21 protein-coding genes are annotated in these 24724 nt (G+C 64.7%); 11 read left to right on the top strand and 10 right to left on the bottom strand.

Features of this window, described 5'->3' with window-relative positions:
* The first annotated feature begins 71 nt into the window (after positions 1-71).
* The 7 genes from QN084_RS05675 to paaZ all read left to right on the top strand — a co-directional run bounded on the left by QN084_RS05675 (position 72) and on the right by paaZ (position 7815).
* Positions 72-1298 (top strand): thiolase family protein, encoded by a 1227-nt coding sequence (locus QN084_RS05675; RefSeq protein ID WP_069695882.1) that lies wholly within the window; start codon positions 72-74, stop codon positions 1296-1298.
* Positions 1298-2092, top strand: coding sequence for an enoyl-CoA hydratase/isomerase family protein (locus QN084_RS05670; RefSeq protein WP_069695881.1), 795 nt, complete (start codon positions 1298-1300; stop codon positions 2090-2092). The genes QN084_RS05675 and QN084_RS05670 overlap by 1 nt, the downstream gene beginning before the upstream one ends.
* Entirely contained in the window at positions 2089-2952 is an 864-nt protein-coding gene (locus QN084_RS05665) for a 3-hydroxyacyl-CoA dehydrogenase family protein (protein ID WP_021473861.1), read from the top strand. The genes QN084_RS05670 and QN084_RS05665 overlap by 4 nt, the downstream gene beginning before the upstream one ends.
* 93 nt (positions 2953-3045) lie before the next feature.
* On the top strand, positions 3046-3651 hold the full coding sequence (locus QN084_RS05660) for a GNAT family N-acetyltransferase (RefSeq protein WP_069695880.1): 606 nt from the start codon (positions 3046-3048) through the stop codon (positions 3649-3651).
* A gap of 66 nt (positions 3652-3717) precedes the next feature.
* Complete coding sequence (locus tag QN084_RS05655) at positions 3718-4464, top strand: tyrosine-protein phosphatase (protein ID WP_069695968.1); 747 nt, start codon at positions 3718-3720, stop codon at positions 4462-4464.
* Positions 4465-4492: 28 nt separating this feature from the next.
* On the top strand, positions 4493-5470 hold the full coding sequence (locus tag QN084_RS05650) for a glycosyltransferase family 2 protein (protein ID WP_259362679.1): 978 nt from the start codon (positions 4493-4495) through the stop codon (positions 5468-5470).
* Positions 5471-5715: 245 nt separating this feature from the next.
* Complete coding sequence (gene paaZ, locus QN084_RS05645; protein ID WP_069695879.1) at positions 5716-7815, top strand: phenylacetic acid degradation bifunctional protein PaaZ; 2100 nt, start codon at positions 5716-5718, stop codon at positions 7813-7815.
* Between the two features lie 166 nt (positions 7816-7981).
* On the opposite strand, the gene QN084_RS05640 is transcribed toward paaZ, so the two are convergent.
* The 4 genes from QN084_RS05640 to QN084_RS05625 form a co-directional block, all read right to left on the bottom strand.
* Positions 7982-8389, bottom strand: a complete 408-nt coding sequence (locus QN084_RS05640) for a VOC family protein (RefSeq protein WP_069695878.1) — start codon at positions 8387-8389, stop codon at positions 7982-7984.
* Between the two features lie 227 nt (positions 8390-8616).
* Complete coding sequence (locus QN084_RS05635) at positions 8617-9219, bottom strand: TetR/AcrR family transcriptional regulator (RefSeq protein ID WP_021473867.1); 603 nt, start codon at positions 9217-9219, stop codon at positions 8617-8619.
* 81 nt (positions 9220-9300) lie between these two features.
* Complete coding sequence (gene paaK, locus QN084_RS05630) at positions 9301-10647, bottom strand: phenylacetate--CoA ligase PaaK (protein WP_069695877.1); 1347 nt, start codon at positions 10645-10647, stop codon at positions 9301-9303.
* Between the two features lie 6 nt (positions 10648-10653).
* Positions 10654-11115, bottom strand: coding sequence for a hotdog fold thioesterase (locus tag QN084_RS05625; protein WP_021473869.1), 462 nt, complete (start codon positions 11113-11115; stop codon positions 10654-10656).
* A gap of 132 nt (positions 11116-11247) precedes the next feature.
* Here QN084_RS05625 and QN084_RS05620 point away from each other — a divergent pair, with 132 nt between their 5' ends.
* The gene (locus QN084_RS05620) at positions 11248-11811 is read left to right on the top strand and encodes a GNAT family N-acetyltransferase (RefSeq protein ID WP_069695876.1); all 564 of its coding nucleotides are present in this window, start codon (positions 11248-11250) and stop codon (positions 11809-11811) included.
* Between the two features lie 79 nt (positions 11812-11890).
* Here QN084_RS05620 and QN084_RS05615 read toward each other — a convergent pair whose 3' ends face one another.
* Both QN084_RS05615 and QN084_RS05610 read right to left on the bottom strand, forming a co-directional pair.
* Positions 11891-13447, bottom strand: a complete 1557-nt coding sequence (locus QN084_RS05615) for a putative bifunctional diguanylate cyclase/phosphodiesterase (RefSeq protein ID WP_069695966.1) — start codon at positions 13445-13447, stop codon at positions 11891-11893.
* Between the two features lie 4 nt (positions 13448-13451).
* A complete protein-coding gene (locus QN084_RS05610) occupies positions 13452-14513 on the bottom strand; it encodes a tetratricopeptide repeat protein (RefSeq protein WP_069695875.1) in 1062 nt (353 codons plus the stop codon).
* Between the two features lie 106 nt (positions 14514-14619).
* On the opposite strand from QN084_RS05610, the gene QN084_RS05605 reads away from it, so the two are divergent.
* On the top strand, positions 14620-14787 hold the full coding sequence (locus QN084_RS05605; RefSeq protein ID WP_021473873.1) for a hypothetical protein: 168 nt from the start codon (positions 14620-14622) through the stop codon (positions 14785-14787).
* A gap of 191 nt (positions 14788-14978) precedes the next feature.
* Here QN084_RS05605 and QN084_RS05600 read toward each other — a convergent pair whose 3' ends face one another.
* Positions 14979-16622 carry an ATP-binding protein gene (locus QN084_RS05600; RefSeq protein ID WP_069695874.1) on the bottom strand — a complete coding sequence of 548 codons (1644 nt, stop codon included), beginning with the start codon at positions 16620-16622 and terminating at the stop codon, positions 14979-14981.
* A 197-nt stretch (positions 16623-16819) separates the two neighbouring features.
* Between QN084_RS05600 and QN084_RS05595 the strand changes: the two genes are divergently transcribed.
* Together QN084_RS05595 and QN084_RS05590 are read left to right on the top strand one after the other, a co-directional pair.
* Positions 16820-17203, top strand: a complete 384-nt coding sequence (locus tag QN084_RS05595; protein ID WP_062097758.1) for a DUF7793 family protein — start codon at positions 16820-16822, stop codon at positions 17201-17203.
* Positions 17204-17222: 19 nt separating this feature from the next.
* On the top strand, positions 17223-18035 hold the full coding sequence (locus QN084_RS05590) for a class I SAM-dependent methyltransferase (RefSeq protein WP_069695873.1): 813 nt from the start codon (positions 17223-17225) through the stop codon (positions 18033-18035).
* A 69-nt stretch (positions 18036-18104) separates the two neighbouring features.
* On the opposite strand, the gene QN084_RS05585 is transcribed toward QN084_RS05590, so the two are convergent.
* The 3 genes from QN084_RS05585 to QN084_RS05575 form a co-directional block, all read right to left on the bottom strand.
* A complete protein-coding gene (locus tag QN084_RS05585) occupies positions 18105-20324 on the bottom strand; it encodes a S9 family peptidase (RefSeq protein ID WP_069695872.1) in 2220 nt (739 codons plus the stop codon).
* Between the two features lie 72 nt (positions 20325-20396).
* Positions 20397-21317 (bottom strand): GGDEF domain-containing protein, encoded by a 921-nt coding sequence (locus tag QN084_RS05580; RefSeq protein ID WP_069695871.1) that lies wholly within the window; start codon positions 21315-21317, stop codon positions 20397-20399.
* Complete coding sequence (locus tag QN084_RS05575) at positions 21314-24613, bottom strand: hybrid sensor histidine kinase/response regulator (protein ID WP_259362677.1); 3300 nt, start codon at positions 24611-24613, stop codon at positions 21314-21316. The genes QN084_RS05580 and QN084_RS05575 overlap by 4 nt, the downstream gene beginning before the upstream one ends.
* Positions 24614-24724: the final 111 nt, after the last annotated feature.

The raw sequence follows: 24724 nt of genomic DNA, 5'->3' as shown, positions 1-24724 counted from the left end.
TAATCTTTATAGAACGAACGGTCGGTATATTATTCCGTGCCGGCCCCTTTCACTTCGCGAAGGATGTTCTCATGGTCGAGGCTTTTCTTGTTGGTGGCGCACGGACGCCGGTCGGACGCTATGGTGGGGCACTTTCCTCTGTCCGGCCCGACGACCTCGCCGCCCTGGTGGTCCGGGAAGCAGTGGAACGCGCCGGCGTCGACCCCGACTCCATTGATGAGGTAATCCTCGGCAACGCCAACGGCGCAGGCGAGGAAAACCGCAACGTGGCCCGCATGGCCACCATCCTTGCCGGACTTCCCCTCCACATCCCGGGCATTACGGTCAACCGGCTCTGCGCTTCAGGCCTCAGTGCGATCATCATGGCCAGCCAAATGATCAAGTCGGGGGCTGCGGACATCGTGGTTGCCGGTGGCGTTGAATCCATGAGCCGTGCCCCCTGGGTCCAGGAAAAGCCCGCGACGGCCTTCGCCAAGCCGGGCCAGATTTTCGATACCTCCATCGGCTGGCGCTTTGCGAACCCGCGCTTCACCAAGGGTGATCTTTCCCGCGACGGCAAGATGACGTACTCAATGCCGGAGACCGCGGAAGAGGTCGGGCGCGTGGACAACATCTCGCGTGAGGACGCCGACGCTTTCGCCGTCCGCTCCCACGAGCGTGCGCTGGCAGCTATTGCCGGCGGCCGTTTCAAGGAGGAGATCGTCCCGGTGACGGTCAAGACGCGCAAGTCCGAGACCGTCGTCGACACTGACGAAGGCCCCCGCGAAGGCACCACCATGGACGTCCTGGCCGGGCTGCGTCCCGTGGTCCCGGGCGGTTCGATCGTGACCGCAGGCAACTCCTCCACCCTCAACGACGGCGCCTCGGCCATCATCGTTGCCTCCGAGGCCGCCATCAAGAAGTTCGGCCTGACGCCGCGTGCCCGCATTATTGACGGTGCCTCCGCCGGCTGCGAACCGGAGATCATGGGCATCGGTCCCGTACCCGCCACTCAGAAAGTCCTCGCCCGCACCGGCCTTTCCGTGGAGCAGCTCGGCGCAGTGGAGCTCAACGAGGCCTTCGCCACGCAGTCGCTGGCGAGCATGCGCCGCCTCGGCCTGGATCCGGACATCGTCAATAACGACGGCGGTGCCATCAGTTTGGGCCACCCGCTCGGTTCCAGCGGCTCGCGTATTGCGATTACTTTGCTGGGCCGCATGGAGCGCGAGCTTGCCTCCCAGACCGGGCCGAAGCTTGGCCTGGCCACGATGTGCATCGGCGTCGGCCAAGGTACGGCAATGTTGTTGGAAGGCGTGTAATGGCCCTGAACCAGGAAGACTTCAGCACCCTCCTGCTCGAAGAACGCGAGGACCGGCTCACCGTCCTCCTGAACCGCCCGGAAGTCCGCAACGCGATCGACCAGAAGATGGTGGATGAGCTTCACGCGGTCTGCGCCGAGCTGGAAAAGAATCCCAAGATCCTGATCATCGCCGGAACCGACGGAGTCTATGCCTCCGGCGCGGACATTGGCCAGCTGCGCGAACGGCGCCGGGACGATGCCCTCCAAGGCATCAACTCCACCATTTTCGCCCGGATCGCCAAGCTGCCCATGCCCGTCATCGCCGCGCTTGACGGCTATTGCCTGGGTGGGGGAGCCGAGCTGGCCTATGCCGCCGACTTCCGCATCGGCACTCCGAATGTGCGCATCGGCAACCCGGAAACGGGTCTTGGCATCCTCGCCGCGGCAGGTGCCACGTGGCGGTTGAAGGAATTGGTGGGCGAACCGAAGGCGAAGGAGATCCTCCTGGCCGGTACGGTGCTCCGCGCCGAAGAGGCATTGCGGATCAACCTCATCACCGAGATCCACGAGGCCCCGGAGCTCATGGACGCAGCCCACAAACTGGCGGACCGCATCGGCCGGCAAGACCCCCTGGCTGTGCGGATCACCAAGTCGGTCTTCCACGCACCGGCCGAAGCACACCCCCTGATCGACACCCTGGCCCAAGGGATCCTGTTCGAATCCCAGGCCAAGTTCGATCGGATGCAGGCCTTCCTGGATAAGAAGTCCGCCAAGGCCAACGACGCCACCTCTCAGGACAGGAACCGGAAATGACAACAGCACCCGCCATCCCGAACGTCGTCGGAGTCCTGGGCGGTGGCCGCATGGGCGCAGGTATTGCCCATGCCTTCCTCATCAAGGGTGCCACCGTCGTCGTGGTGGAACGTGACCACGAGGCCGCTGCCGGTGCGCACAACCGCGTGGCCGAGGCCGTAGCGAAGTCCGCTGCCCGGGGCACCCTCACGGACTCGCCGGAAGAGGTCCTCGCCCGGTTCAGCACTTCCACGGACTACGAGTCCTTCATTCACTGTGGTTTGGTGGTGGAGGCCGTTCCCGAGGACTACGACCTCAAAGTCACGGCGCTGCGGTCCGTTGAGGAGCACCTGTCCGCGGATGCCTTCCTGGCCTCCAACACGTCCTCCCTCTCCGTGACCGGACTGGGCCAGGAACTCCGCCGTCCCGCCAACTTCGTGGGCCTGCACTTCTTCAACCCCGTGCCGGCGTCCACCCTCATCGAAGTGGTCCTCGGCAAGGAAACCTCGCCCGAGCTTGCTGCCGCGGCGAAAAGCTGGACCGAGGCACTTGGCAAGACCGCCGTCGTCGTCAATGACGCCCCCGGGTTCGCGTCCTCGCGGCTGGGCGTGGCAATCGCACTCGAAGCGATGCGGATGGTCGAAGAAGGCGTGGCGTCCGCGGAGGACATCGACGCCGCCATGGTGCTTGGCTACAAGCACCCCACCGGCCCGCTGAAGACCACGGACATTGTTGGCCTGGACGTCAGGTTGGGGATCGCCGAGTACCTGCACTCCACCCTCGGTGACCGTTTTGCACCGCCGCAGATCCTTCGGGACAAGGTGGCGCGCGGGGAGTTGGGGCGCAAGAGCGGCAAGGGCTTCTTCGACTGGACGGACTAGCCCGGGCCCACCCAACTGAGTCGCAGTTGTGCACGTTTAGAGCGTTCTAAACGCGCCCAACTGCGACCTGGTTGGGTCCGTTAGGCTGACCGGGTGACTGCGATTGAACCGATCACCCTTAAGGGCCACTTTGTAACCCTCGAGCCCCTTGACGCCGCCCATCACGACGGTCTTGTGGAGGCCGCCCGCGACGGCGAACTCTGGAAGCTCTGGTACACGTCCGTGCCAACTCCGGAGGGCATGGCCGCCGACATCGATCGGCGTCTTGCCCTCCAGGCAGTGGGTTCCATGCTGCCGTTCGCGACGCGGCTGAACAGTACCGGCAAGCTCATCGGCATGACGACGTACATGAACATTGACGCCGACACTCCGCGCGTCGAGATCGGGTCCACCTGGAACGCGGCCTCAGCCCACGGAACGGGCACCAACCCTGATTCCAAGCTCCTGCTGCTCCGGCACGCTTTTGAAACGTTGGGATGCCCCGCGGTCGAGTTCCGCACGCACTGGCTGAACCACCAGTCCCGTGAGGCGATCGCGCGCCTTGGGGCCAGGCAGGACGGCGTTTTGCGGAACCACTCCCGCAGCAAGGACGGCGCCCTTCGCGACACAGTGGTGTTCTCCATCGTCGAACACGAATGGCCGGCGGTCAGGAACGGCCTGGAGTACCGGCTCTCCAAGCACCTGGCCCCGAGGGGTTAGCTCTCAGGCCTAAACACGCGCCAAAGCCGCGAGATCTCACCCTTCGGCACGGCTAGCATGGCTTCCATGGATGGGAACGCCGCGGCAGGCCGCTTACAGGCCGTCGATTGGGACGGTGCGGTCAATGCTTGGCGCATTGCCGGGGACGTGTACCGGATGGGGCGCCACGAGTGGGTAACGGAGGCCGGCTGGCGCCAAATGTACGACGACGGCGTCCGCACCGTGATCGACCTCCGCGCCTCCCGCGAGCGGCGGCAACGCGACACCGATCCCCAGGTGCCGGACGACGCGAAGGCGCGGATCGCCGTCGTGCATTGCCCCACGGAAGACCCGGACCACAGCGACTTCGGCACCACCTTTGGCCCCTACCTCAAGGAGCCCGGACAGTACGCGGAGTACCTGGCAATGTTCGGGGACAAGATTGCCCGCGTGTTCAAAGCGATCGCTGCGTCTCCGGGCAAGGTGGTGGTGCATTGCTCGGCAGGGCGGGACCGGAGCGGCATGATCGCACTGATATTGCAGCGGCTAGCCGGCATTGAGGACGGAGAGATCCTGCGCGGCTACGAGCTTGCGGCCCGCGGTATCAATGAACGCCACCGGACCCACGGTGCGCCGCATGCCCATGATCCCTACCTTCCGGACCGGGATTTGGAAGAGCTGTTGGAGCGGCGGAGGGATGCCCTGCGCCGGTTCCTGGGCGAGCTGGACGCGCGCGCATACCTTGCGGGGCATGGCGTAACGGATCAGGAAATTTCCGACCTTGTTGCGAAGCTCCATCCCCGGCCCCAGCGCGCTGCTAGCATGCAGGATTGATCAACATCCCCAACTGAATGGACGAGCCATGACCGCCCGCATCACCATCGTGACCCGCACCAAGAGCAGGCCGGTCTTCCTGGCCCGCGCGTTGGACGACATCTTTGCCCAGACTTTCCAGGATTTCGAGTTGGTCATCGTCAACGACGGCGGCGACCCGGCCGCCGTCGAACATCTCACCTCGCAGCGGTCGCAAGCTGAGCAGGCGCGTATCACCACGCTTCACCATGCTGAGTCTGTGGGGATGGAAGCGGCGTCGAATGCGGGAATCAAGGCCGGCACCGGCGAGTTTGTGGTGATCCATGATGACGATGATTTTTGGGCGCCCACTTTCCTGGAGCGCACCGTGGAGTATTTGGATGACCCGGCGCATGCCTCGGACGCGGGAGTCATGGTGCGGACGGAAATTGTCATCGAGGAGATTGCAGACGGCAGGATCGAGCCTGTCCGGCGTGAGATTTTCTGGGCGGACCTGCGTCAGATCACCCTTGCGGACATGCTCCGGATCAACCGAGCCGTACCCATTTCCTTCCTGTACCGCAGGAGTCTCCACGACGCCGTCGGCTATTACAACGAGGATCTTCCGGTGGTGGGGGACTGGGAATTCCACCTGCGCGTGCTGAGCCATTCACGCGTCGGATTCATCGACGGGGAACCGCTGGCGTTTTGGTCGCAGCGGCCGGAATCGGATGGGCATGACGGCAACAGCATTTTTGCCAAGGCGGCGGAGCATGCCCGTTACGATGCCCTGGTCCGTGACGATCATCTGCGGAACGAGGTTGCCCAGGGCGGCATGGGGACGGTGCTCTATTTGTCCCGCGTGCTGGCCGAACAGGAGGAACTCATCCGGGCACAGGAGCGGCGGCTCGATGAGACCGTTGCCAAGCTGGACCAGGTCCTGGGGCGGCTTGATGCCCTGAACCAGACGATCATTACCCGGACCAGCGTGGGCGAGTTCCTGAAGAAACCGCTGCTGTTGGCACGGAAGCTGGGCAGCCGGAGCTGATCCTTCTCTCACATCCCGCCGGGTTTTGGGCGTCCCTCTCTCACATCCCGCCGGGTTTTGGGCGTCCCTCTCTCACATCCCGCCGGGTTTTGGGAATCCTTCTATCACAATGCGCGCAAATTCCCGCTGTACTCTCCGGGCCATTCATGTAGTCTGTATATATTACCGAACGGCCGGTCAGTAATGTTGGTCCATCCGACATTCGACCGTGCCGCTTTCATGTGCCTCGGAAGGACCCGTCGACGATGACCACTACAGCAGTCGCCCCGGAAACCACAGACGTTGCCACCGTCCCCAGCTACGTTCAGGACGCGTGGTGGACCCCGGCGCCCGAAGCCAAGACCGTGCCCGTGCGGGATGCCAGCACCGGCGAAGTCCTGGCCAACGTGAGCACCGACGGCCTGGACCTTGCCGCCGTCGTGAACTACGGACGCACCACGGGCCAGGCGGAACTCGGCAAACTGACGTTCCACCAGCGCGCCCTCAAGCTCAAGGAGCTGGCCCAGTACCTGAACGGCCGCCGCGAAGAGCTCTACGCCCAGTCCTCGCAGTCCGGCGCCACCAAGATCGACAACATGATCGACATCGACGGCGGCATCGGCGTGCTCTTCACATTCGGTTCCAAGGGCCGGCGTGAACTGCCCAACTCGCAGGTGATCGTGGACGGTCCCATGGAGGTCCTGTCCAAGGACGGTTCGTTCGCCGGCGAGCACATCTATACCCGCATTCCCGGCGTAGCCGTCCAGATCAACGCTTTCAACTTCCCGGTCTGGGGGATGCTGGAGAAGTTCGCGCCGTCCTTCCTCGCCGGCGTGCCAACCATCGTCAAGCCGGCGACGCCCACGGGCTATGTCGCCGCCGCTGCCGTGAAGGCCATCGTGGAATCCGGCATCCTTCCCGCAGGTTCGCTCCAGCTGATCTCCGGTTCTGCCCGCACGCTCCTGGACGAACTCGATTACCGCGACCTCGTGTCTTTCACCGGTTCCGCCGCAACGGCCAAGTCGCTGAAATCGCACCCTAACGTGGTGCAGGGCGGCGTCCGCTTCACCTCGGAGACGGACTCGCTGAACGCGGCCATCCTCGGCCCCGACGCCGTCCCCGGCACCCCCGAGTTCGACGCTTTCGTCAAGGCCGTCGTCACCGAGATGACCGTCAAGGCGGGCCAGAAGTGCACCGCCATCCGCCGCGTGCTCGTCCCCAAGGAGTTGACCTCCGAGGTCGCCGCAGCCATCGGCGCCCGCATCAACGAACGCGTTGTGGTCGGTGACCCGCGCGCCGAAGGCGTCACCATGGGCGCCCTCGCCTCGCTGGAGCAGCTCGCCGATGTTCGCGCGGCCGTCCAGTCAATGCTCGACGCCGGCGGTGAGCTTGCGTACGGAAGCCTCGACTCGCCGTCGGTCACCTCCGTCGGCGGCACCGTCGGCGTAGTGGAGGACGGCGCCTTCATGGCTCCGGTGCTCCTCAGCTGGGCTGACGCGGAAGCCGAAGAAGTCCACTCCCTCGAAGCCTTCGGACCCGTCTCCTCAGTGCTTGGCTACACCGACCTCGCCGACGCCGTGCGCCTCGCCGCCCGCGGTTCCGGCTCGCTGGTGGCCTCCGTGTGCACCAACGATCCCGCAGTGGCCCGCGAACTGGTTACCGGCATCGCAGCCCACCACGGCCGTGTCCACATGCTCAACCGCGAAGACGCACGCTCGTCCACCGGTCACGGTTCCCCCGTTCCGCACCTTGTCCACGGCGGCCCCGGCCGCGCAGGCGGCGGCGAAGAACTGGGCGGTATCCGCTCTGTGCTGCACCACATGCAGCGCACGGCCATCCAGGGTTCGCCGAACATGCTCACCGCCGTCACCGGCCAGTGGCACACCGGTGCCGACCGGAACTTCACCATCGAAACCGAGGGTGAGCACCCCTTCCGCAAGCACTTGTCTACCCTGCGGATCGGCGACGCTGTTCGTTCCGAGCTCCGCGAGGTCACGCTGGAGGACATCACGGCCTTCGCAAACTCCACCGGTGATACCTTCTACGCGCACACCAACCAGGAAGCCGCCGAGGCCAACCCCTTCTTCCCGGGCATCGTGGCCCACGGCTACCTGCTCCTGAGCTGGGCTGCGGGTCTGTTCGTGGAGCCGGCTCCGGGTCCCGTCCTGGCCAACTACGGCCTGGAGAACCTGCGCTTCATCACGCCGGTTGCCGCGGGCGACTCCATCCGGGTGACCCTGACCGCCAAGAAGATCACGCCGCGTGAAACGGACGAGTACGGCGAGGTTGCCTGGGATGCAGTCCTAACCAACCAGAACGACGACATCGTAGCCACCTACGACGTCCTCACCCTCGTGGAGAAGTAACCCTCTAGCACTTCCCGCCGGGTTTGAGGGGTTGCTCTATCGCTTCCCGCCGGGTTTGAGGGGTTGCTCTATCACTTCCCACCGGGTTTGAGGGGTTTGCTCTATCACTTCCCACCGCGAACGACGAAACGCTCTCCCAACAAGGAGAGCGTTTCGTCGTTAATCTTTATAGCTGGTATTCGGCCTGCTGCCCGAGCGTTTCGTGGATGCAGAGGATGTTGTTCTCCGTGTCCATAAACCAAGCGCATTTCTCGGCTTCAGTAGTGCAAATATGGTTTTCCGTCTTGAGGCCGGGCTCGTCATAGTCCTGGAATGAAACGCCCCTGGCTTCCATTTCAGCGACCAATCGCTCGATGTCGCGGACCTCAAAACTCAGTGCGGTATGGCTTGAGTGCATGCCATCCGTGATGGGCAGCAACTGCAGCATCGCGCCGCCGTCGTTGCCGAACAAATCATTTCCGTCCCAGGTTTTCCCACGGTGTGGCAGGCCGAGCTTTTCCGTGTAAAAAGCGTGCGCGCGGCTCATGTCATCGACGGGCAGGACAGTTGTGGCTGTGTTGAGGGCTAGTTGCATGATGGCCACCTCCTACGCTGAAAATCCTACGCTCGCAACGGCTCCGGAGACCTTACAAATTTCTGTCGCGTCCGGGGCGGGTCGGGAAGTGATAGAGGGACGCCGGGAAAGGGGCGGGAGGTGATAGAGGGGCGCCGGGAAGGGGGCGGGAAGTGATAGAGGGACGCCGGGAAAGGGGCGGGAGGTGATAGAGGGACGCCGGGAAAGGGGCGGGAGGTGATAGAGGGTCAGGCGGCGGCGTGGAGGCCGTCGAAAGCCATGGTGATCACGTCGTCCGCAAGCTTCTCCGGGGACAGCGAGCCGCCGGGCTTGTACCACTCCACGATCGAGTTGATGGTGCCGAACAGGAGCCTTGTGACCGTGCGGGGATCGATGTCCTGCCGCAGCGAACCGTCCTCGCGCGCAGCCGAGATGAGCGCAGCCACCTTATGGTCAAAGGCACGACGGCGTTCCAAGGCGTCGCGCTCAATGTCGGTGTTCCCGCGCAGGCGCAGGAGCAACGTGACGAAGGGGAGCCGTTCCACGAGCACTGCAATGGTTTGCCGCAGCACGAATTCCAAGCGGGCGTCGGCGGGGCCGGTCATGGCCTCGGGTTGCTCCAGGATGGCCTCCAGGCCGCCGAGGGCGTGGTCCAAGGCAAGCTTCAGGAGGTCGCCCTTGGAGGGGACGTGGTGGTAGATGGCCGACTTCGAGATTCCAAGGTTTTCGGCCAGGATGCCCATGGACGTTGCGTCGTACCCGTGGCGGTTGAAGACGTCGACGGCGATGCGGAGCACCGACTGCTGGTCGTAACCGGGCCGTCCGCGCTTGGAGGTTGTCTCAGTTGGCATGGTGGCATTTTCTCACGATCAGTGGGCGGACCTGTCAAACCGAAGACGCCCCGTGAAGTACACGGGGCGTCACCGGGAAGACTAGGCCTTGGGGCGAAGGTCGTAGATGCGGCGGAGCTTGCCGTTGGAGCGTTCAAGCGAACCGGGCTCAACGACGTCCACTACGCACGATGACCCGACGTGAATCTTGATCTGCTCGCGCAAGGCGTGTGCCGCCGTCGTGCCTGCTTCAACCGGAACGTTCTCGCGGCGCTCGATCCGCACCGTCAGGGAGTCCATGCGCTTGCCTTCGGGCCGCGTGAGCTCGAGCTGGAAGTGCGGGCTGAGCTCCGGAATCCTCAAAGCGATTTCCTCGATCTGGGACGGGAACAGGTTCACGCCGCGGAGGATGATCATGTCGTCGCTGCGGCCGGTGATGCGTCCCATGCGGCGGTGGGCCGGACGGGCCGTACCGGGGAGCAGGCGCGTGAGGTCTTTGGTGCGGTACCGGATGATCGGCAGCGCTTCCTTGGTCAGGGACGTGAAGACGAGCTCGCCCGGTTCGCCGTCACCCAGGACGCGCGTGTGGTCGAACGGGTCGATGATTTCGGGGCGGAAGTGGTCTTCCCAGATGTGGCAGCCGTCCTGGGTTTCCACGGCTTCGCCGGCGACGCCGGGGCCCATGACCTCGGAGAGCCCGTAGATGTCGCAGGCCTTGATGTCCATGGTGACTTCGAGCTCGCGGCGCATCTCCTCGGTCCACGGCTCGGCACCGAGGACGGCGTACTTGAGCGACGTCGACTTGGGGTCGATGCCCTGTTGGGCCATGGCGTCGGCGATGGTCAGCAAGTACGTGGGCGTGGCCAGGATGGCATCCGGCTCGAAGTCCTGGATGAGCTGGATCTGGCGCTCGGTCTGGCCGCCGGACATGGGAATGACGGTGCAGCCGAGGGCTTCGGCGCCGGCGTGTGCGCCGAGACCGCCCGTGAACAGGCCGTAGCCGTAAGCGTTGTGGACCTTCATGCCGGGGCGCACGCCCGAGGCACGCAGCGAGCGGGCAACCAGCGTAGCCCAGCTGGCGAGGTCGTTCTTGGTGTAGCCCACCACGGTGGGGCGGCCGGTGGTGCCGGAGCTCGCGTGGATGCGGGCAACCTGGTCCTGCGGGACGGCGAACATGCCGAACGGGTACTCCAGGCGGAGGTCTTCCTTGGTGGTGAAGGGGAACTTGCCAAGATCGCCCAGTTCGCGCAGATCGCTGGGGTGGACGCCGGCTTCGTCGAACTTGCGCTTGTAGAGCGGCACGCGGTCGTAGGCGTAGGCGACAGTGTGCTGGAGGCGGCTGAGCTGCAGGGCCTCGAGCTCGTCGCGGGAGATGGTTTCCTCGCGGTCCAGTCCGGGAACAGCGGTTGCCTCCGGGGTGGCTGTTGCGGCGACGGTGTTCTGTGTCATGGCTTCCTACTTCTTGGAGATGGTGCGGCTGCGGCCACGGAACTCTGCAATGAGTTCGCCGGGTTCGGTGATGGTGGGGGAGGAGGACTCGTCAGCCGCGTAGAGCTGGATGTCGTACAGGCCGCTGCGGCCCGTTGTGGCACGGCGGTTGGCGACGGCGGTGATCACCTGGCCTTCGAAGGCCGGCTTGATGAAGTTGATGTCGACGCCGGATGCAACCGTGATGGTGGCGGCCTCCTCGGGCGTCGGGCTGGCCGGGTTGCAGGCCAGCGCGAAGGCGGTGTCACCGAAGGCGAAGATCATTCCGCCGTGTGCCATGCCGAAGCCGTTGAGCATTTCCTGGCGGAGCTTCATCCTGATGGTGGCGTGTCCGTCGTCGACCTTGAGGACCTCGATGCCCATCCATTCGGACGCATAGTCGTTCGTCAGGATGTGGTGCGAAGCACCGGAGAGGGTTGTTTCAACCATGCGTCATTGCCTCCAGCTTTATTTACCGAATGTTCATTAGGTAATCCCAGATCGCGCCACGTGTCAAGACTGGACAAAGCTCCAGGGCCTGAACTGGACATCCTTTCGGACCGGCACTGTAGCCTCGAAGACATGCCCGATATCGCGCTCCCGATCATCACCAAACGCCTCATCTTGCGGCGCTTCGAGGCCGAGGACCTGGAACGCTTCCACGCCTACCAGTCCCTCCCCGACACGGCGCGGTTCCTTTTGCGTCCGCCCCTGAGCAAGACCAAAGCCATGGAGGTGCTGGGGCGCTACGCGAACTTCGAATTCAAGCAGGAGGGCGACTGGGTCTGCCTGGCGATCGAGCGGCAGGATGAGCCTGGGCTGCTGGGCGAGGTGGTGCTCAAGTGGTTGGAAGGGCCGGGGCAGGCAGAGGTTGGCTGGATCCTGCATCCTGATGCGAGGGGCCAGGGAATCGCCACGGAAGCCGCGGAAGCCGTGCTGGACCTGGCCTTCGGACTCCTTGCCTTCCATCGCGTCGACGCCAAGCTGGACGCCCTCAACCACGGTTCGGCGGCAATCTGCAAGCGTATTGGCATGCGGCTGGAGGCGTCCCTCGTGGACATCTGGCACTACAAGGGGCAATGGGCCACCGAGAACATCTACGCGATCCTCGACTCCGAGTGGCGTGCACGGCGGAACGGCGAATAGCCCCAAGCCGGCAACCAGCCCCCAAGCCGGCAACCACGCCGGCAGCCGGCAACCAAGCCGGCAGGCCGCCGTCGTGCTCCTAGTCCGCCACCGGCCAGGTCTTGTGGTGCCTGAGCTGCTCAGTGAGTACTTCCTCCGAGAGCGGCCTGCTGAAGTAGTACCCCTGCCCGCTGGTGCAGCCGATGCCGAGCAGGTACCGGGCCTGGTCTTCGGTCTCGATGCCCTCCCACACGGCGCCAAGTCCGCAGGCACGGATGAGTTGCAGAACGGCCGCCAGCAGCGCGGGTTGGGCGGGATCGCTGCCGAGCGCGGAGAGCAGCGAACGGTCCACCTTGACGGCGTGGACGGGCAGGCGGCGGAGGTAGTCGATGGACGAGTAGCCGGTGCCGAAGTCGTCGATCTCCATGCCGACGCCGAGCCGTTCCAGGCTGCTGAGGGTGTACCGGTCGAGGTCGTTGCCTTGGATGACGGCGCTCTCGGTCAGCTCCAGGACCAGCAGCGTGGGGTCGAGCTTGGCTGTGGACAGCGCGTCCCGGACGTCCTCCACGAATTCGAGCCGCTGCAGGTCCGCGGCGGAGACGTTGATGCGCATGTTGAAGTTGTGGTGCGCTGTCAGGGGATCGTTGCGCCAGCGCTGCAACTGCTCGACGGCGGTGCACAGCACCCAGCCGCCCAGTTCGGAGATGAGACCCGTTTCCTCGGCGATGGGAATGAACTCGTCCGGCATCACCATGCCGCGCGTGGGATGGTTCCAGCGGACCAGGGCTTCCACGCCCTCGATTTCGCGGGTGTCCAACCGGACGATGGGTTGGTAGAACAGCACCAGCTGGTTGCCGGCGATGGCTTCCTTGAGCTCGTTGACCAGCTGGTTCCTCAGCTGCCGGGCATGCAGCATGGCCGGTTGGAATGACTTGAGGCGGCCGCGGCCCTCGGCTTTGGACTCGTACATGGCGATGTCCGCTTCCATCATGATTTCCTGGGCGCTCTGCCCGGGTGCGGCCATGCGAAGGCCCATGCTCGCTCCGCAGCGCACGTGGTGTCCCTCGATTTCCAGGATGCCGTCGACGGCGGCAAGCACCCGGTTGCCGATCGATGCGGCAATCGCCGGGGTCACGTCGTGCAGGAGGATGGCGAATTCGTCCCCTCCCATGCGGGCGACGATGTCTTCGTCCCGCACTGCGCCGGTGATGCGCCCGGCCACTGTTTCGAGGACCTTGTCGCCGATGGTGTGGCCCAGGGAGTCGTTGATGCCTTTGAAGCCGTCCATGTCCAGCAGGAGGATGGCCGGGCGCTGCCCCTGTGCGGCGGCTTTCTCCTGGGCGTCGGTGAGGGCCGTGGTGAACGCTGAACGGTTGCTGAGGCCGGTGAGGGAATCCGTCATGGCCATGTGCTGCATCTCGCGGTGCGCCTCGTGCAATTGCCGCGTTCGAGCGGCGACCCGCTGCTCCAGTTCCGCGTAGGCGATCTGCAGGTCTTCGGCCAGGAGGTTGGTGCCCATGATGACGGCGTCGATCTCGTCCCGGGCGTCCGAGACTTCCATCCGGGCGTCAAGGTCGCCGGCAGCAAGCCTGACGATTCCGTCCAGGAGCTTGCCCAGCCGTGGGTCCTTCCCGGCTATTGAGTCCTCCTGCGGCACCTGGTCACCCCCTGTGTTGGCCGCCCCGATCTTTCGCAGCACTGCCAACATTATCGCGGAGGTAGTCATGCACGGCAGAACTGCGCTCGGGCAGGGCTGATTGGTCGAAGAGACTCGCGGACTTATCGAACACCGCCTCGGCATCGTCCAGCCGGGCCAGTGCCAGCAGGGTCCTGCCGAGGAGGAAGTGTGCTTCGGCGGCTGTCTGGGTGGCAAGGATGGAGGATTGTGCGCAGAGCGGCTCGAGGATGGCCAGGGCTTCCTGCATGTCCTGGTTGAGGTAGTTCCAGCGGGCGCGGACCAGAGACATCTCCAAGTGGTCCCGCTCGGAGCCGCCCACAATGTCTGTGGCCATCTCCGCCCGCTCGATGCAGCGCAGGGTGGCAGAGTCCAGGAGCTTGGCCTGAAGCCGCATCTCCGCCGAGGCCCGGTTGAACCGCGCCCACAGGTCCACGTCCTTGGAGGGGGACAGGCGTTCGGCCGCGAGGTCGTGGTACATCCCGCCGTCGGCAACCCTGTCCGCCAGGAACGCGACGTTGCCGATGACCCAATAGCCCTTGCCTGCAGTGTCTTCGTCAACATCGGCCAGCAGGGTTTCCAGCTGCAGGCATTCGCGCCAGGCGTCCTCAAGCAGCCTGCTTTCGGCCAACGCCGCGATGAGTGCGCGCTGGGCGAGGATCTGGACGTGCAGCAGATCGGGGTCGCCGGCGGCCAGCTTTGCGGAGTCCGAGGCCATGGCAGCAGCCTCGGCCAGGCGGCCCAGTCCCTGGAAGGCGACGGCCACCATGGTCCCGGCCTTCGCGCCGCGCTCGGAGGAGGTGGATGTGAGTTGGTGGTTGTTCAGCTCGGTTGCGAGCCGCAGGTATTCTTCGATGCTGCCTTGGTCCCGGCGGCATTCTGCTTGGAGGTAGAGCATTTCCCACCACGTGTCGTCATCCCCGGCGGCAGCGGCCAGGTCAGCGGCGTCACCGGCGAGCTCGAAAGCCTCGTCGAATTTTCGCTCTTTCCATTTGGCACGTGCATTGAGCCCTGCTACAACGTGTGATGCCAGGTGGGGACTCTGCATAAACCCATTATCCATGTCATTAGCATTGAAAAGCTCGTATAGTTTGCCCCGTGACATTGTTCAAGTCACACTCTCAAATTCGCATCAGAACGAAAGGGCACAGCGGATGAAGAAATTTGCGGCAACCCTGCTCATGGCGGCAGTCCTGGCAGTTACAGGATTCGCTGCTCCGGCTAACGCCGAGCCGTCGCAGGACTCCACGGCAATCGGCTGGTGGCCGAACAGCGTCACCACCAAGACAAACACCACCAGCATCGGATGGTGGCCGAACTAAATTGGGGGGACGCCTGAAAAGGCCCCATGACGCAATTTGATGCCCCGGGTTGTTACCCGGGGCATCTGTTTTGTTTCGATATGTGTCGCGGATTAGTGACCCTCGCCGTCAGGACCGGCCGGAGTGCTTGACTGCGCTGTCACACGCCGAAGCGGGGGTAAAAACCGACGACGGCGACACCCGCCTGTTGCTTACGGCCCGCCGACAGGGAGCTCAATGGACACCGTGGTCCCTGCCCCCAGGGTGGAATCAAGGTTCAGCCGCCCCATGTGCCTGCTGATGATGTCGTGCGCGATCGCCAGGCCCAGCCCGCTGCCGGGTACGGCCGCCGATGTTGCGTTTGATGCCCGGTAGAAGCGGGTGAAGATGTGGGGCAGGTCGTGTTCAGGGATGCCAAGGCCCGTGTCCGCCACGCGCACCAGTGCCGCGTGTCCGCCGTCGTTCGTTTCCTCCAGGACGCTGGTAATCCCGACCCGGCCACCCTCCGGGGTGAACTTGATGGCGTTGGCCACGATGTTGGTGAAGACCTGCTCGAGTTTGGCTTCGTCGGCGGTGACCTCGATGTCTTCGGAGGCTTCAACGTAGGAGATGTCCACGTGCCGGGACTCAGCCAGGGGCCGGAGCGTGGCGACAACAACCTGCAGCAGTTTGTCCACATCCACGGGTTTGAGGTCCAAGTTGCTGCCGTCCTGCATGGAGACCGTCAGCATGTCTTCAATCAGCCGCCGCAGCCGGTCCGAGTTCCGGGCAATGACGTCCAGCATCTTCTTGATGCCGTCGGGGACCGGGCCGCCTGAGCCGTCGCGGATCATGTCCAGGTAGGCGGTGATGGACGTCAGGGGAGTCCGGAGTTCGTGGTTGACGGTGGCCAGGAAGTCCGTCTTGGCCTTGTCCAGCTGCCTCAGCTGCTGCAGGACCCGTTGCTGGGCGCTGATGAGGTGGCCCTGGATGAGTCCGTGGGCAACGTTCCCGGCCACGTGCTGCATCAGTGAGAGTTCGGGGCGGGTCCAGTCATGGATCCGGTTCTCGGTGCACAGGAGGACCACGCCCAGCGCCGAGGCGCCTTCGCCAACAGGGAGGATGACCGTGGAGACGGGCTGCAGTTCCGGAGACCATTCGCGCAGGGCCTGGGTGATCCTGGAATCGGGCTCCTCGCGGTGGTCCAGGACTGTCATAGCGTCCGCTTCGGTCCACAGGCGGTTGGATAGCTCTGCGATGGCGTTCTCGCTGTTGCCGAGCTTGGCGGGAAGCTGTTTGGTGCCCGGGGCGTTCCACTGTGCCCGGATGGAGGGGACGCGCTCGTCACGGAAGGTGGCGAACCAGACGTGGTCCACGCCCAACGCTTCGCCGAAACCCCGGACTACGTGGTCGGCAATGAGCTGGGGGTCGTTGGTTTCACGGATCGCGGCGGACACGTTGCGCAGGCTTTCCCGCAGGGCCTCCATGTGGTTGCGCGAGCGGGAGCGTTCCCTGGACCTGCCGATGAGGGTGTTGACCCTGTGAACCAGCTCGTCCGGACGGACGGGGTTGATGACGTAATCCACCACCCGCCACGCTTCTGCTTCCTCGAGGTCCACGGAATCCCCGGCGTTCAGCAGCAGCAGGACGGGGATCCCGGGACTGCGCAGTCCGTGGGCGAGGGCGTTCTCCACCACCACGATCGAGGGGTGGTTGTGTTCGAGGCTGATGGCCAGTGAATCAGGGTTTGAAGCAGGGAAAACCTGGAAGCCGGCACCGGTGAGGGCGGCCGACGTCGTCGTCAACCGTTCCACGTCCGAATCCAGCACCACGGCCGTGAGCGGAACGTGCTGTACTTCGGCTCCGTTGTGAACCACTGAGCCCCTTCCGTTACAACTTTTGTTCCACGGTTTTACCAGATGTTGCACACCTTATCAGCGCATCCGCAGGTCACGGCCCGGCATGGCCAAATGGGTCGCGTCACGCCTCTTTACATTGGGCACGCGCTCGGCAAGTGTTGGTGTGTCGGGGGAGAAACCAGCGGTGCCCCGGTTACGAAACGTCGAGGAGCACGGTGGAGCAGGCAGCAGCATCCCAGGATTACCAGCCGGTTGATTTTGAACTTGAGTTGGAGGAACCGGGCATTCTCCGGCTGACGTGGCCCCGGGGAGCGAGCATCAAGGAACGGGACGCCCAGCGCGCCATGGACCGCGTGAACGAAATTTGCGGCAAGGACCGGCATCCGATGATCGTGGACATGGCCACCACCAACGATGTCACCCGCGGCGCCCGGTCCGTCTTCGCGAAACCGTGCCAGGCCTCGCGCATCGCATTGTGGGGGTCGTCGCCGGTGGACAGGGTAATCGCCAATTTTTTCATCGGCATCATGAAGCCCCCGTGCCCCACCAAATTTTTCACGGACGAAACAGAAGCCCTCAACTGGCTGATCAACGCGTAGGCGCCCATATATTGGAAGGATGCTGACTGCTTTCCGCAAGTACCTGCTGGTTCCGCGCCTCATCAGGCTGTCCTCCGGGGCGCCCAAGGACCCGCAGACCGCATGGGACCAATACTGGGGCAAGGTACGTTCCACGGGAGCCGACGGCGATGTCCTCTGGGATTCAGGCAACAGCCATGAGGCCGAGAGCTACCTGCCCAAACTTGCCTTGCTGGATGCGGACCTTCCGTTGGTGGACGTCGGCTGCGGCAACGGCAGCTTCACCCGCCACTTCGCCCCGCATTTCCCGCACGCTGTGGGCGTGGACTACTCGGCAAACGCCGTTGAGCGGGCGCGGCGCGAATCGCAGGAGTGCCCGACGACGTCGTTCGCCGTTGCGGACCTCACGGCACCCGGCGCGTGGCGAACCGTAGGGACGGCGCTGGAAGAGGCGGGCTTCAGCGGAGACGCCAACGTGTTCATCCGCGGCGTGCTCCATGTTCTGGACCGGAAGGGCCGGGCTGCTTTGGCAGCGAACTTGCTGCCGGTCGTGGGCCGGCGTGGCACGGTGTTCCTCGCGGAAACCAACTTCCGCGGCACGCCCGTGGACTACGTCAGCCACCTTGGCGCGACGCGGCATTCCATTCCCGCGCCGCTGGAGTGGGCCATCCGTGGCCTTCCCATGCCCGGGCGCTTCGGTGCCGCTCAACGGCGCAAGGCGTTTCCGCCGTCGGACTGGGACCTGGTGGAGGAGGGGGCGGCGAACATCGAAACCCGGCCACTCAGCAACCCCGGGCGCCCGGACGTCATTCCCGGTTATTTCGCCATCCTCCGCCCCCACCAACCCAACTAGGTCGCATTTGTGCGCGTTTTGACGGCTCTAAACGCGCACAAATGCGACCCAGTTGGGTGCCGGGGAGACTTACTTGAGGCCGGCGCCGGGGAGGAGTTCCGTCGCGCCGAGGGAGTCCGCCACGAACGCGTAGTCCCACGCACGCTCACGCCACTGGACGTACCTGCCGGAGGCTCCGCCGTGCCCGCCATCCATCTCGATCTTCATCACGATCGGCTCTGAACCCGTTGACGTCGACCGCAGCGCCTGCACCCACTTGGCCGGCTCCACGTACAGCACGCGGGTGTCGTTGAAAGAGGTCACAGCAGCGATCTTCGGGTAAGCCACGGACCGCACGTTTTCATACGGTGTGTAGGACTTCATGTACGCGTAGGCCTGGGGGTCCGTGATCGGGTTGCCCCATTCTTCCCATTCCAGCGCGGACAGCGGGAGGTCCGGATCCAGGATGGTGGTCAACGCATCCACGAACGGCACCTGGGCCACCACGGCCGCGTACTTCTCCGGCGCCATGTTCGCGACGGCGCCCATGAGAAGGCCGCCCGCCGAGCCACCCATTGCGGCAATGCGGTCAGGGGCAACCCAACCGGAGGCAGCCAGCCAATCCGTGGCCGCGATGAAGTCTGTGAACGTGTTCTTCTTGGTGAGTTTCTTGCCGTCGTCGTACCAGTGCCGGCCCAGCTCTCCACCACCGCGGATGTGCGCAATCACCATGACGATCCCGCGGTCCAGCAGGGACAACCGGGCCACGCCGAATCCGGGATCCATGCTCACCTCGTACGAACCGTACCCGTACACCAAGCCGGCGCCCGTCCCGTCCTGCTTGACCGAAACGTGCCGCAGCACGGACAGCGGGACCAGGGTGCCGTCGTCGGCGGTTGCCCACTCACGGGTGGCGACGTAGTCGGCGGCCGAGTAGCCGCCCAGCACGGGGCTTTCCTTGCGCAGCAGCAGTTCACCGGCGGGAGCATCAGCCGTGGGCAGCACAAAGTCGTAAACCCGCGACGGCGTGAAGTAGGACGTGTAGCCGATCCGGATGACCGGAGCGTTGTAGTCGGAGCCGGAGACGCCCGCAGTGTAGAGCTCCTCGTCGAATTCCGGCTCCACCGGGGCAGCCTGCTGCGGCGTCCCCAGCCCGGCGAGCGGCAGGACCTGCACGCGTTCAATGGTGTCCTTCCGGATGGACAGCACCAGGTGCGTGGCGGTCACGCCGGCGCCGTTGACGCGCACGTCGTCTGAATGTTCGACGACGGTACGCCAGTCCTGCTCGGACAGCGGCTTGGCCAGTTCTTCAGGATCAACCAGGCTCACCATGGAGTTGATGGCGTCCTTGTTGTGGGTGAGCAGGATGGTCTCGCGACCGTCCAGGAGGAAGGGCTCGGCCTCGTAGAGAAGGCGCTCGTCACGGGAGATGACGGTGGTCAGCCCGGCGTCGTAGTCGTCGAAGCGGAGCAGACGGGTTTCGCTGTACTCCGAGCAACCGATGCTGAGCACAAGGTGGCGCCTGTCAGAGGCGAGGTCGAAGCCCAACCACATGGCGACGTCGTCCTCCTGGTACACCACCTCATCCTCGGTGACGGGCGTCCCCAGGACGTGGGCCTTCACCTGGTAGGGGCGCCAGGATTCGTCCACCACCGTGTAGAAGAGGCGGGTTCCGTCGGGGGAGAAGGCCACGCCGTAGAAGACGTTCTCGATCACGTCCGGGAGGAGTTCGCCGGTGCGGAGGTCCTTGATGCGCAGCGTGAAGCGTTCGTCGCCGGCGTTGTCCACGGCGTAGGCGTAGAGGTTGCCGTCGATGGTGACGGCGGCACCGCCAACGCTGAAGAAGGGCTTGCCCTCGGCCTCGACGTTGCCGTCCAGGAGGATCTCCTCGCCGGCAAGGGAAACACCGGGTTCAACCGACGGCGGAGTCCAGTCCGCCACGCGGTCTCCCGTGTCCTGGGCGCGGACGCGGCACTGGATGGTGTATTCCTTGCCCTCCACGGAACGGCTGTAGTACCACCACCCGTCCTTGCGGCTGGGCACGGACAGGTCGGTTTCCTGGGTGCGGCCCTTGATCTCCTGGAAGATCGCTTCGCGCAACGGCTCCTGGTGTGCGGTCACAGCTTCCTGGTAGGCGTTCTCAGCCTTGAGGTGTTCAACCACCTCCGGGGATTCCTTGTCCCGGAGCCACTCGTAGTTGTCCACGAAGACGTCGCCGTGGTGTTCGCGACGGGTGGGGACACGCTTGGCAACAGGGGGTTGGGGTGAGGAAGCCGGGGCAGGAGCAGGCGCGGAAGAAGTGTGGCTCATGTGGCCACTCTATCGCCCAAGTAACTGGCAGTAGGGGTTGTTCCCAGCGCTCAGAACAACCCCTGCTGCCAGTCAGTTGGGGAAGGAACTACGGCTCGCTACCGTCACCCGGTTCCGGCCGGATGCCTTGGCTGCGTACAGGGCGAGGTCGGCATCCTTGAGGAGCTGCTCTGTGCCCGAACGGTGCCCCTCGGCATAGGAAGCCACTCCGGCGCTGATGGTGAGGACGCCGTCAGGATCACCCGTGTGCTCGATCTGCAGCGCGTGCACCGCCGAACGGATGCGCTCCATGACACCCTCCGCGCCGTCCGCGTCCTGCCCGTGCAGGAGCAGCAGGAACTCCTCGCCGCCAAACCTGTAAACGCCGTCGGTCTCCCGCACCGCCCCGGCAAGCGTCGAGGCGATGGCCACCAGCGCCGCATCACCGGCAGGGTGCCCGTACAGATCGTTGTAACTCTTGAAGTTGTCCACATCCACCATCGCCAAGCAGAAATCGTGGGGCTCGGTCCGGTCCTGCAGCTCCGCGAGATCCTCGGTGAGCTTGAGCCTGTTGTGCAGCTTGGTGAGGGGATCCGTGCGTGCCTGCTCGGTGAGCGCCGAACGGTAACGCGCGAGGTCCGCGTGCAGCGAGGTGATCCGTTGCGCGGCCAGCAGCCTGATCCGCAGGTTGAACGGGTCCAACGGCTTGGTGACGTAGTCGTCCGCCCCTGCCTCCATGCCGGCCAGCACATCATCCCGGGAACCGTGCGAGGTCACAAGGATCAGGTAGGTGTAGGAGTCATCCTCCGACTCCCGGATGGCCCGGCACAGGTCCAGGCCGTTCAAACCCGGCATCATCAGGTCCGTCACTACAGCCCCGGGCTGGTGCACCTGATACAGCTCCCAGGCTTCGTCGCCGTCCACCGCCACCACGCAATCGTGCCCGGCCTGCTCCACGGCGGCTTTGGTGATCATCCGGGAAATCAGGTCATCGTCCGCGATCAGGACTTTCATGGGGCTCCCAACAACGTGCGCCCAAGCTCGTCTTCCGCCCGGGCCAATTCTGCTTTCAATTCCTCAAACACGCGACGACCCACCGGATCCAACGGGGCCGAGCCGGACCCGCCCAGCTGTTCCAACCGCTTGGACAACGCCGACGCCCCCACAGCACCAATGCTGCCCGCGGCACCGGCCAGCTTGTGCGCGGCTGATCGGAGAGCGCCGGCGTCATTGGTGGCCAGGGCCTGGTCCAGGACGCCGAGCGCCCGGCCCGCCTCATCCCGGAAGGCCGCGACGGCGTCGGGCAGCAGCCCGGGGCCGAGCTTGCGCAGCATTTGCACACGGTCCGGGTCAATGGCCGGAGCGGCGCTCGCCGGGGATGTAGCGCCCGCCTGAGATGTAGCGCTCGCTTGGGATGTGGCGCTCGACGGCGTTGCTGCCGCCGGCTGCTGCGGGTCGCCGGCCAAGGCCTGCGGCACCCACTTGGCCAGGGTCTGCCCGAGCGTGTCCACGTCCACGGGCTTGCTGATGTAGTCGTCCATGCCCGCGGCGAAACAGCGCTCGCGGTCCTCATCCAAGGCCCCGGCAGTCATGGCGATGATGGGAACGCGTCGGCCGGCGGCGTCGCGGGCCCTGATGGTGCGGGTTGCTTCGAATCCGTCCATGACCGGCATGTGGCAGTCCATGAGGATGGCTGCGTAGTCCTGGGTGAGGGTGGCAGCAACGGCTTGTTCGCCGTCGTCGACGATGTCCACTTCGTAACCCAAACGGTTCGCCATGCCGCGGGCCACCAGCTGGTTGACCTCGTTGTCTTCGGCCACCAGGAGCCTGCCAAGGCTCCCGGCCGCCGGCCTGGGAGAAGCGGCCTTCGCGGGTGCCGGGCCTGGAGTCTTCCCGGCAATGAGCCGGAGCAGCCGGTTGTAGAACTCGGAGCTCCGGACCGGCTTGGTGAGGTATTCGCGGATGCCTGCGGAGGTGAGTTCGGCTTTCTCCACGCCCATGGTGGAGGTCAGCAGGATGATGCCCGGAGCGTGTGTGCCGTTGCCTTCCGACGTGAGTTGGCGGGCGAGCTGCAGCCCGTTGGTGTCCGGCATGCACATGTCCACCACCGCGAGGTCGTATGGCGCTTTAGCCTTGGCGGCGGCGCGGTACTCGTATAAGGCGCTTCCGGCATCCGGCACAGCCACCGGGACCATGCCCCAACTGGCCAGCTGGTTCTCCAGGACGAGGCGGTTGGTGGAGTTGTCGTCCACGACCAGGACCCGGCGGCCTGCCAACGACGCCGGAACCGCCGCGGTGTCCGCGGGGACGGGGCCGATCGGCAGCTCCAGATCGAACCAGAACCGGCTGCCGGCGCCCTCCTCACTGGTCAAGCCGATTTCACCGCCCATGACTTCCGTGAGCCGCCGGGAAATCGCCAAGCCGAGGCCGGTGCCACCGTAACGTCGCGTGGTGGACGCATCCGCCTGGGCGAAGGATTCGAAAAGCCGTTGGTGGTCCGCTTCGCTGATGCCGATTCCGGTGTCCCGGACTTGGAAGCGCAGGGACGCTTTACCGTCGTGCTCCTCCAAGAGGGACACCTGGATCTCCACCTCACCGGAGGGGGTGAACTTCACGGCGTTGGAGGCAAGGTTCAGCAGGATCTGGCGGATGCGTCCGGAGTCGCCCATGAGCCGTGACGGGACGTCCGGATGGCAGTAGGAGATGAGTTCCAGGTCCTTGCTCTGCGCCGCTTCGGCAACGAGTCCGGCCACCTCTTCCACCAGTGCCCGCGGATCGAACGCGGTGACGTCCAGGTCCACTTTGCCGGCTTCCAGCTTGGAGAAATCAAGGATGTCGTTGATGAGGGTGAGGAGGACCTCTCCGGCACCTTTCACGCCCTGTGCGTATTGGCGTTGGGCTTCGTTCAACTCGGTGTCCATCAGGAGGGACGTCAGCCCGATGACGGCGTTGAGCGGCGTGCGGATCTCGTGGCTCATGGTGGCGAGGAACTCGGACTTCAAGCGGCTGGCTTCCAACGCCGTCTCACGTGCACACAAGAGCTCGGCTTCGGCGGCCCTGCGTTCGGTGATGTCCCGGGAGATGGTGGCGGCGCCCCTGATCCCCGTGGCACTGCGGACAGGGGACATCGTGATGGAGACGGGAACAAGCGTCCCGTCCGAACGCCGCCGGGTGGATTCGTAGTTCTGCACTGTGCCTTGCGCTGCCGTGATGGCGAGGGCCTCGGCTTCCTCCTGGCGGAGTTCGGCGGGGATGAAGAAATCGCTCTTCCTGCCGATGGTTTCCGACGCTGGATAGCCGTAGATGCGCTCGGCGCCCGGGTTCCAGCTGGTGATGGTGCCGTCAGGGTCCTTGCCGATAATCGCGTCGCCGGAGGAGTTGACGATCGCCCCCAGCCCTTCCAGTTCGGCGGTGCGTTCGGCAACTTTGCTTTCGAGCTCGCTGGTCAGCGTGACGTTCTCGACGACGATCAGTACTTGGCGCACGATGACGAACACAATGGTTACCAAACCTGTGATCACCAGGATGGGTTCATAGCCGATCGCCCTGCTTCTGGAGAAGAACACAGCACTGAAAACCGGTAGGTAGGGGAGTAGTTCCAGCATCGCCGCGTAGGCGCGGCCGTCTTTGCGGACCTTGTCCGAGGCAGGAACAAGCGGGCTGAGGCCAATCAACAGGAACGCCAGCACCCAACCGAACGCCAAGGGTGAGCCCGTGACGCCGGTGATGCCCTCAAGGGTGAAGCGCACATACGCCAGGTCCGTGATGGCGAGGACCCAAAAGCCGATACCCAGGCAAAGCCAAGGCAGCCGCCTTCCACGCGCCGCCCGCATTGTCAGGACGATGACCACCGTCACCATGAACACGTCCGCGATGGGGTACGCCATCTGGGTGATGTGGGCAAAGGAGTCCCGGCCCAGCGTCCCCGCCAACGGCCCCAGAACCGAGCTCCATGCGATGAAGAACGTGGCGCTCGCCACGACGCCCGAATCCAGGACGGTCCGCTTGATCGAGAGCCGGCGGCTCTGCCCTCTCAGCAGCAGCGTCAGGCCAATCGAGGCAGGCAGCGCGTACCAGATGAAGCCAACGTCGGCGAAGGAGGGGAAGGGATAGTCATGGTTGAGGGTGATGCCGTTGACGGTCCAAATCAGTTGGCCGGCGGTCCACAAAGCAAGTCCGGCAACAACAAACCACCGGCCCGCAACGTGGTCCCGGCGCCTCAGGGCCGCCAGTGTGTGGGCAGTGAGGGCAGTCAGCGCGGCCGTCAGAATGGCCAGGTCGCCCAATAACTGTGAGGCGGGTGAACCCATGCCGCTGGCCAGGCCGGCTGCCAGTAGAACGAAACATAAACCCGCGGCAATCGAGAAGATACGGATATTTTGTCCGGATTTTCTGCGCGACGGCAGAACTCCTTGCTTCAC

Origin of the sequence: Paenarthrobacter sp. R1, from assembly GCF_030264015.1 — a bacterium.
GTDB lineage: Bacteria > Actinomycetota > Actinomycetes > Actinomycetales > Micrococcaceae > Arthrobacter > Arthrobacter ureafaciens.
The sequence above is the reverse complement of the archived record's forward strand: the minus strand, read 5'-3'. Positions and strand labels throughout refer to the sequence as shown.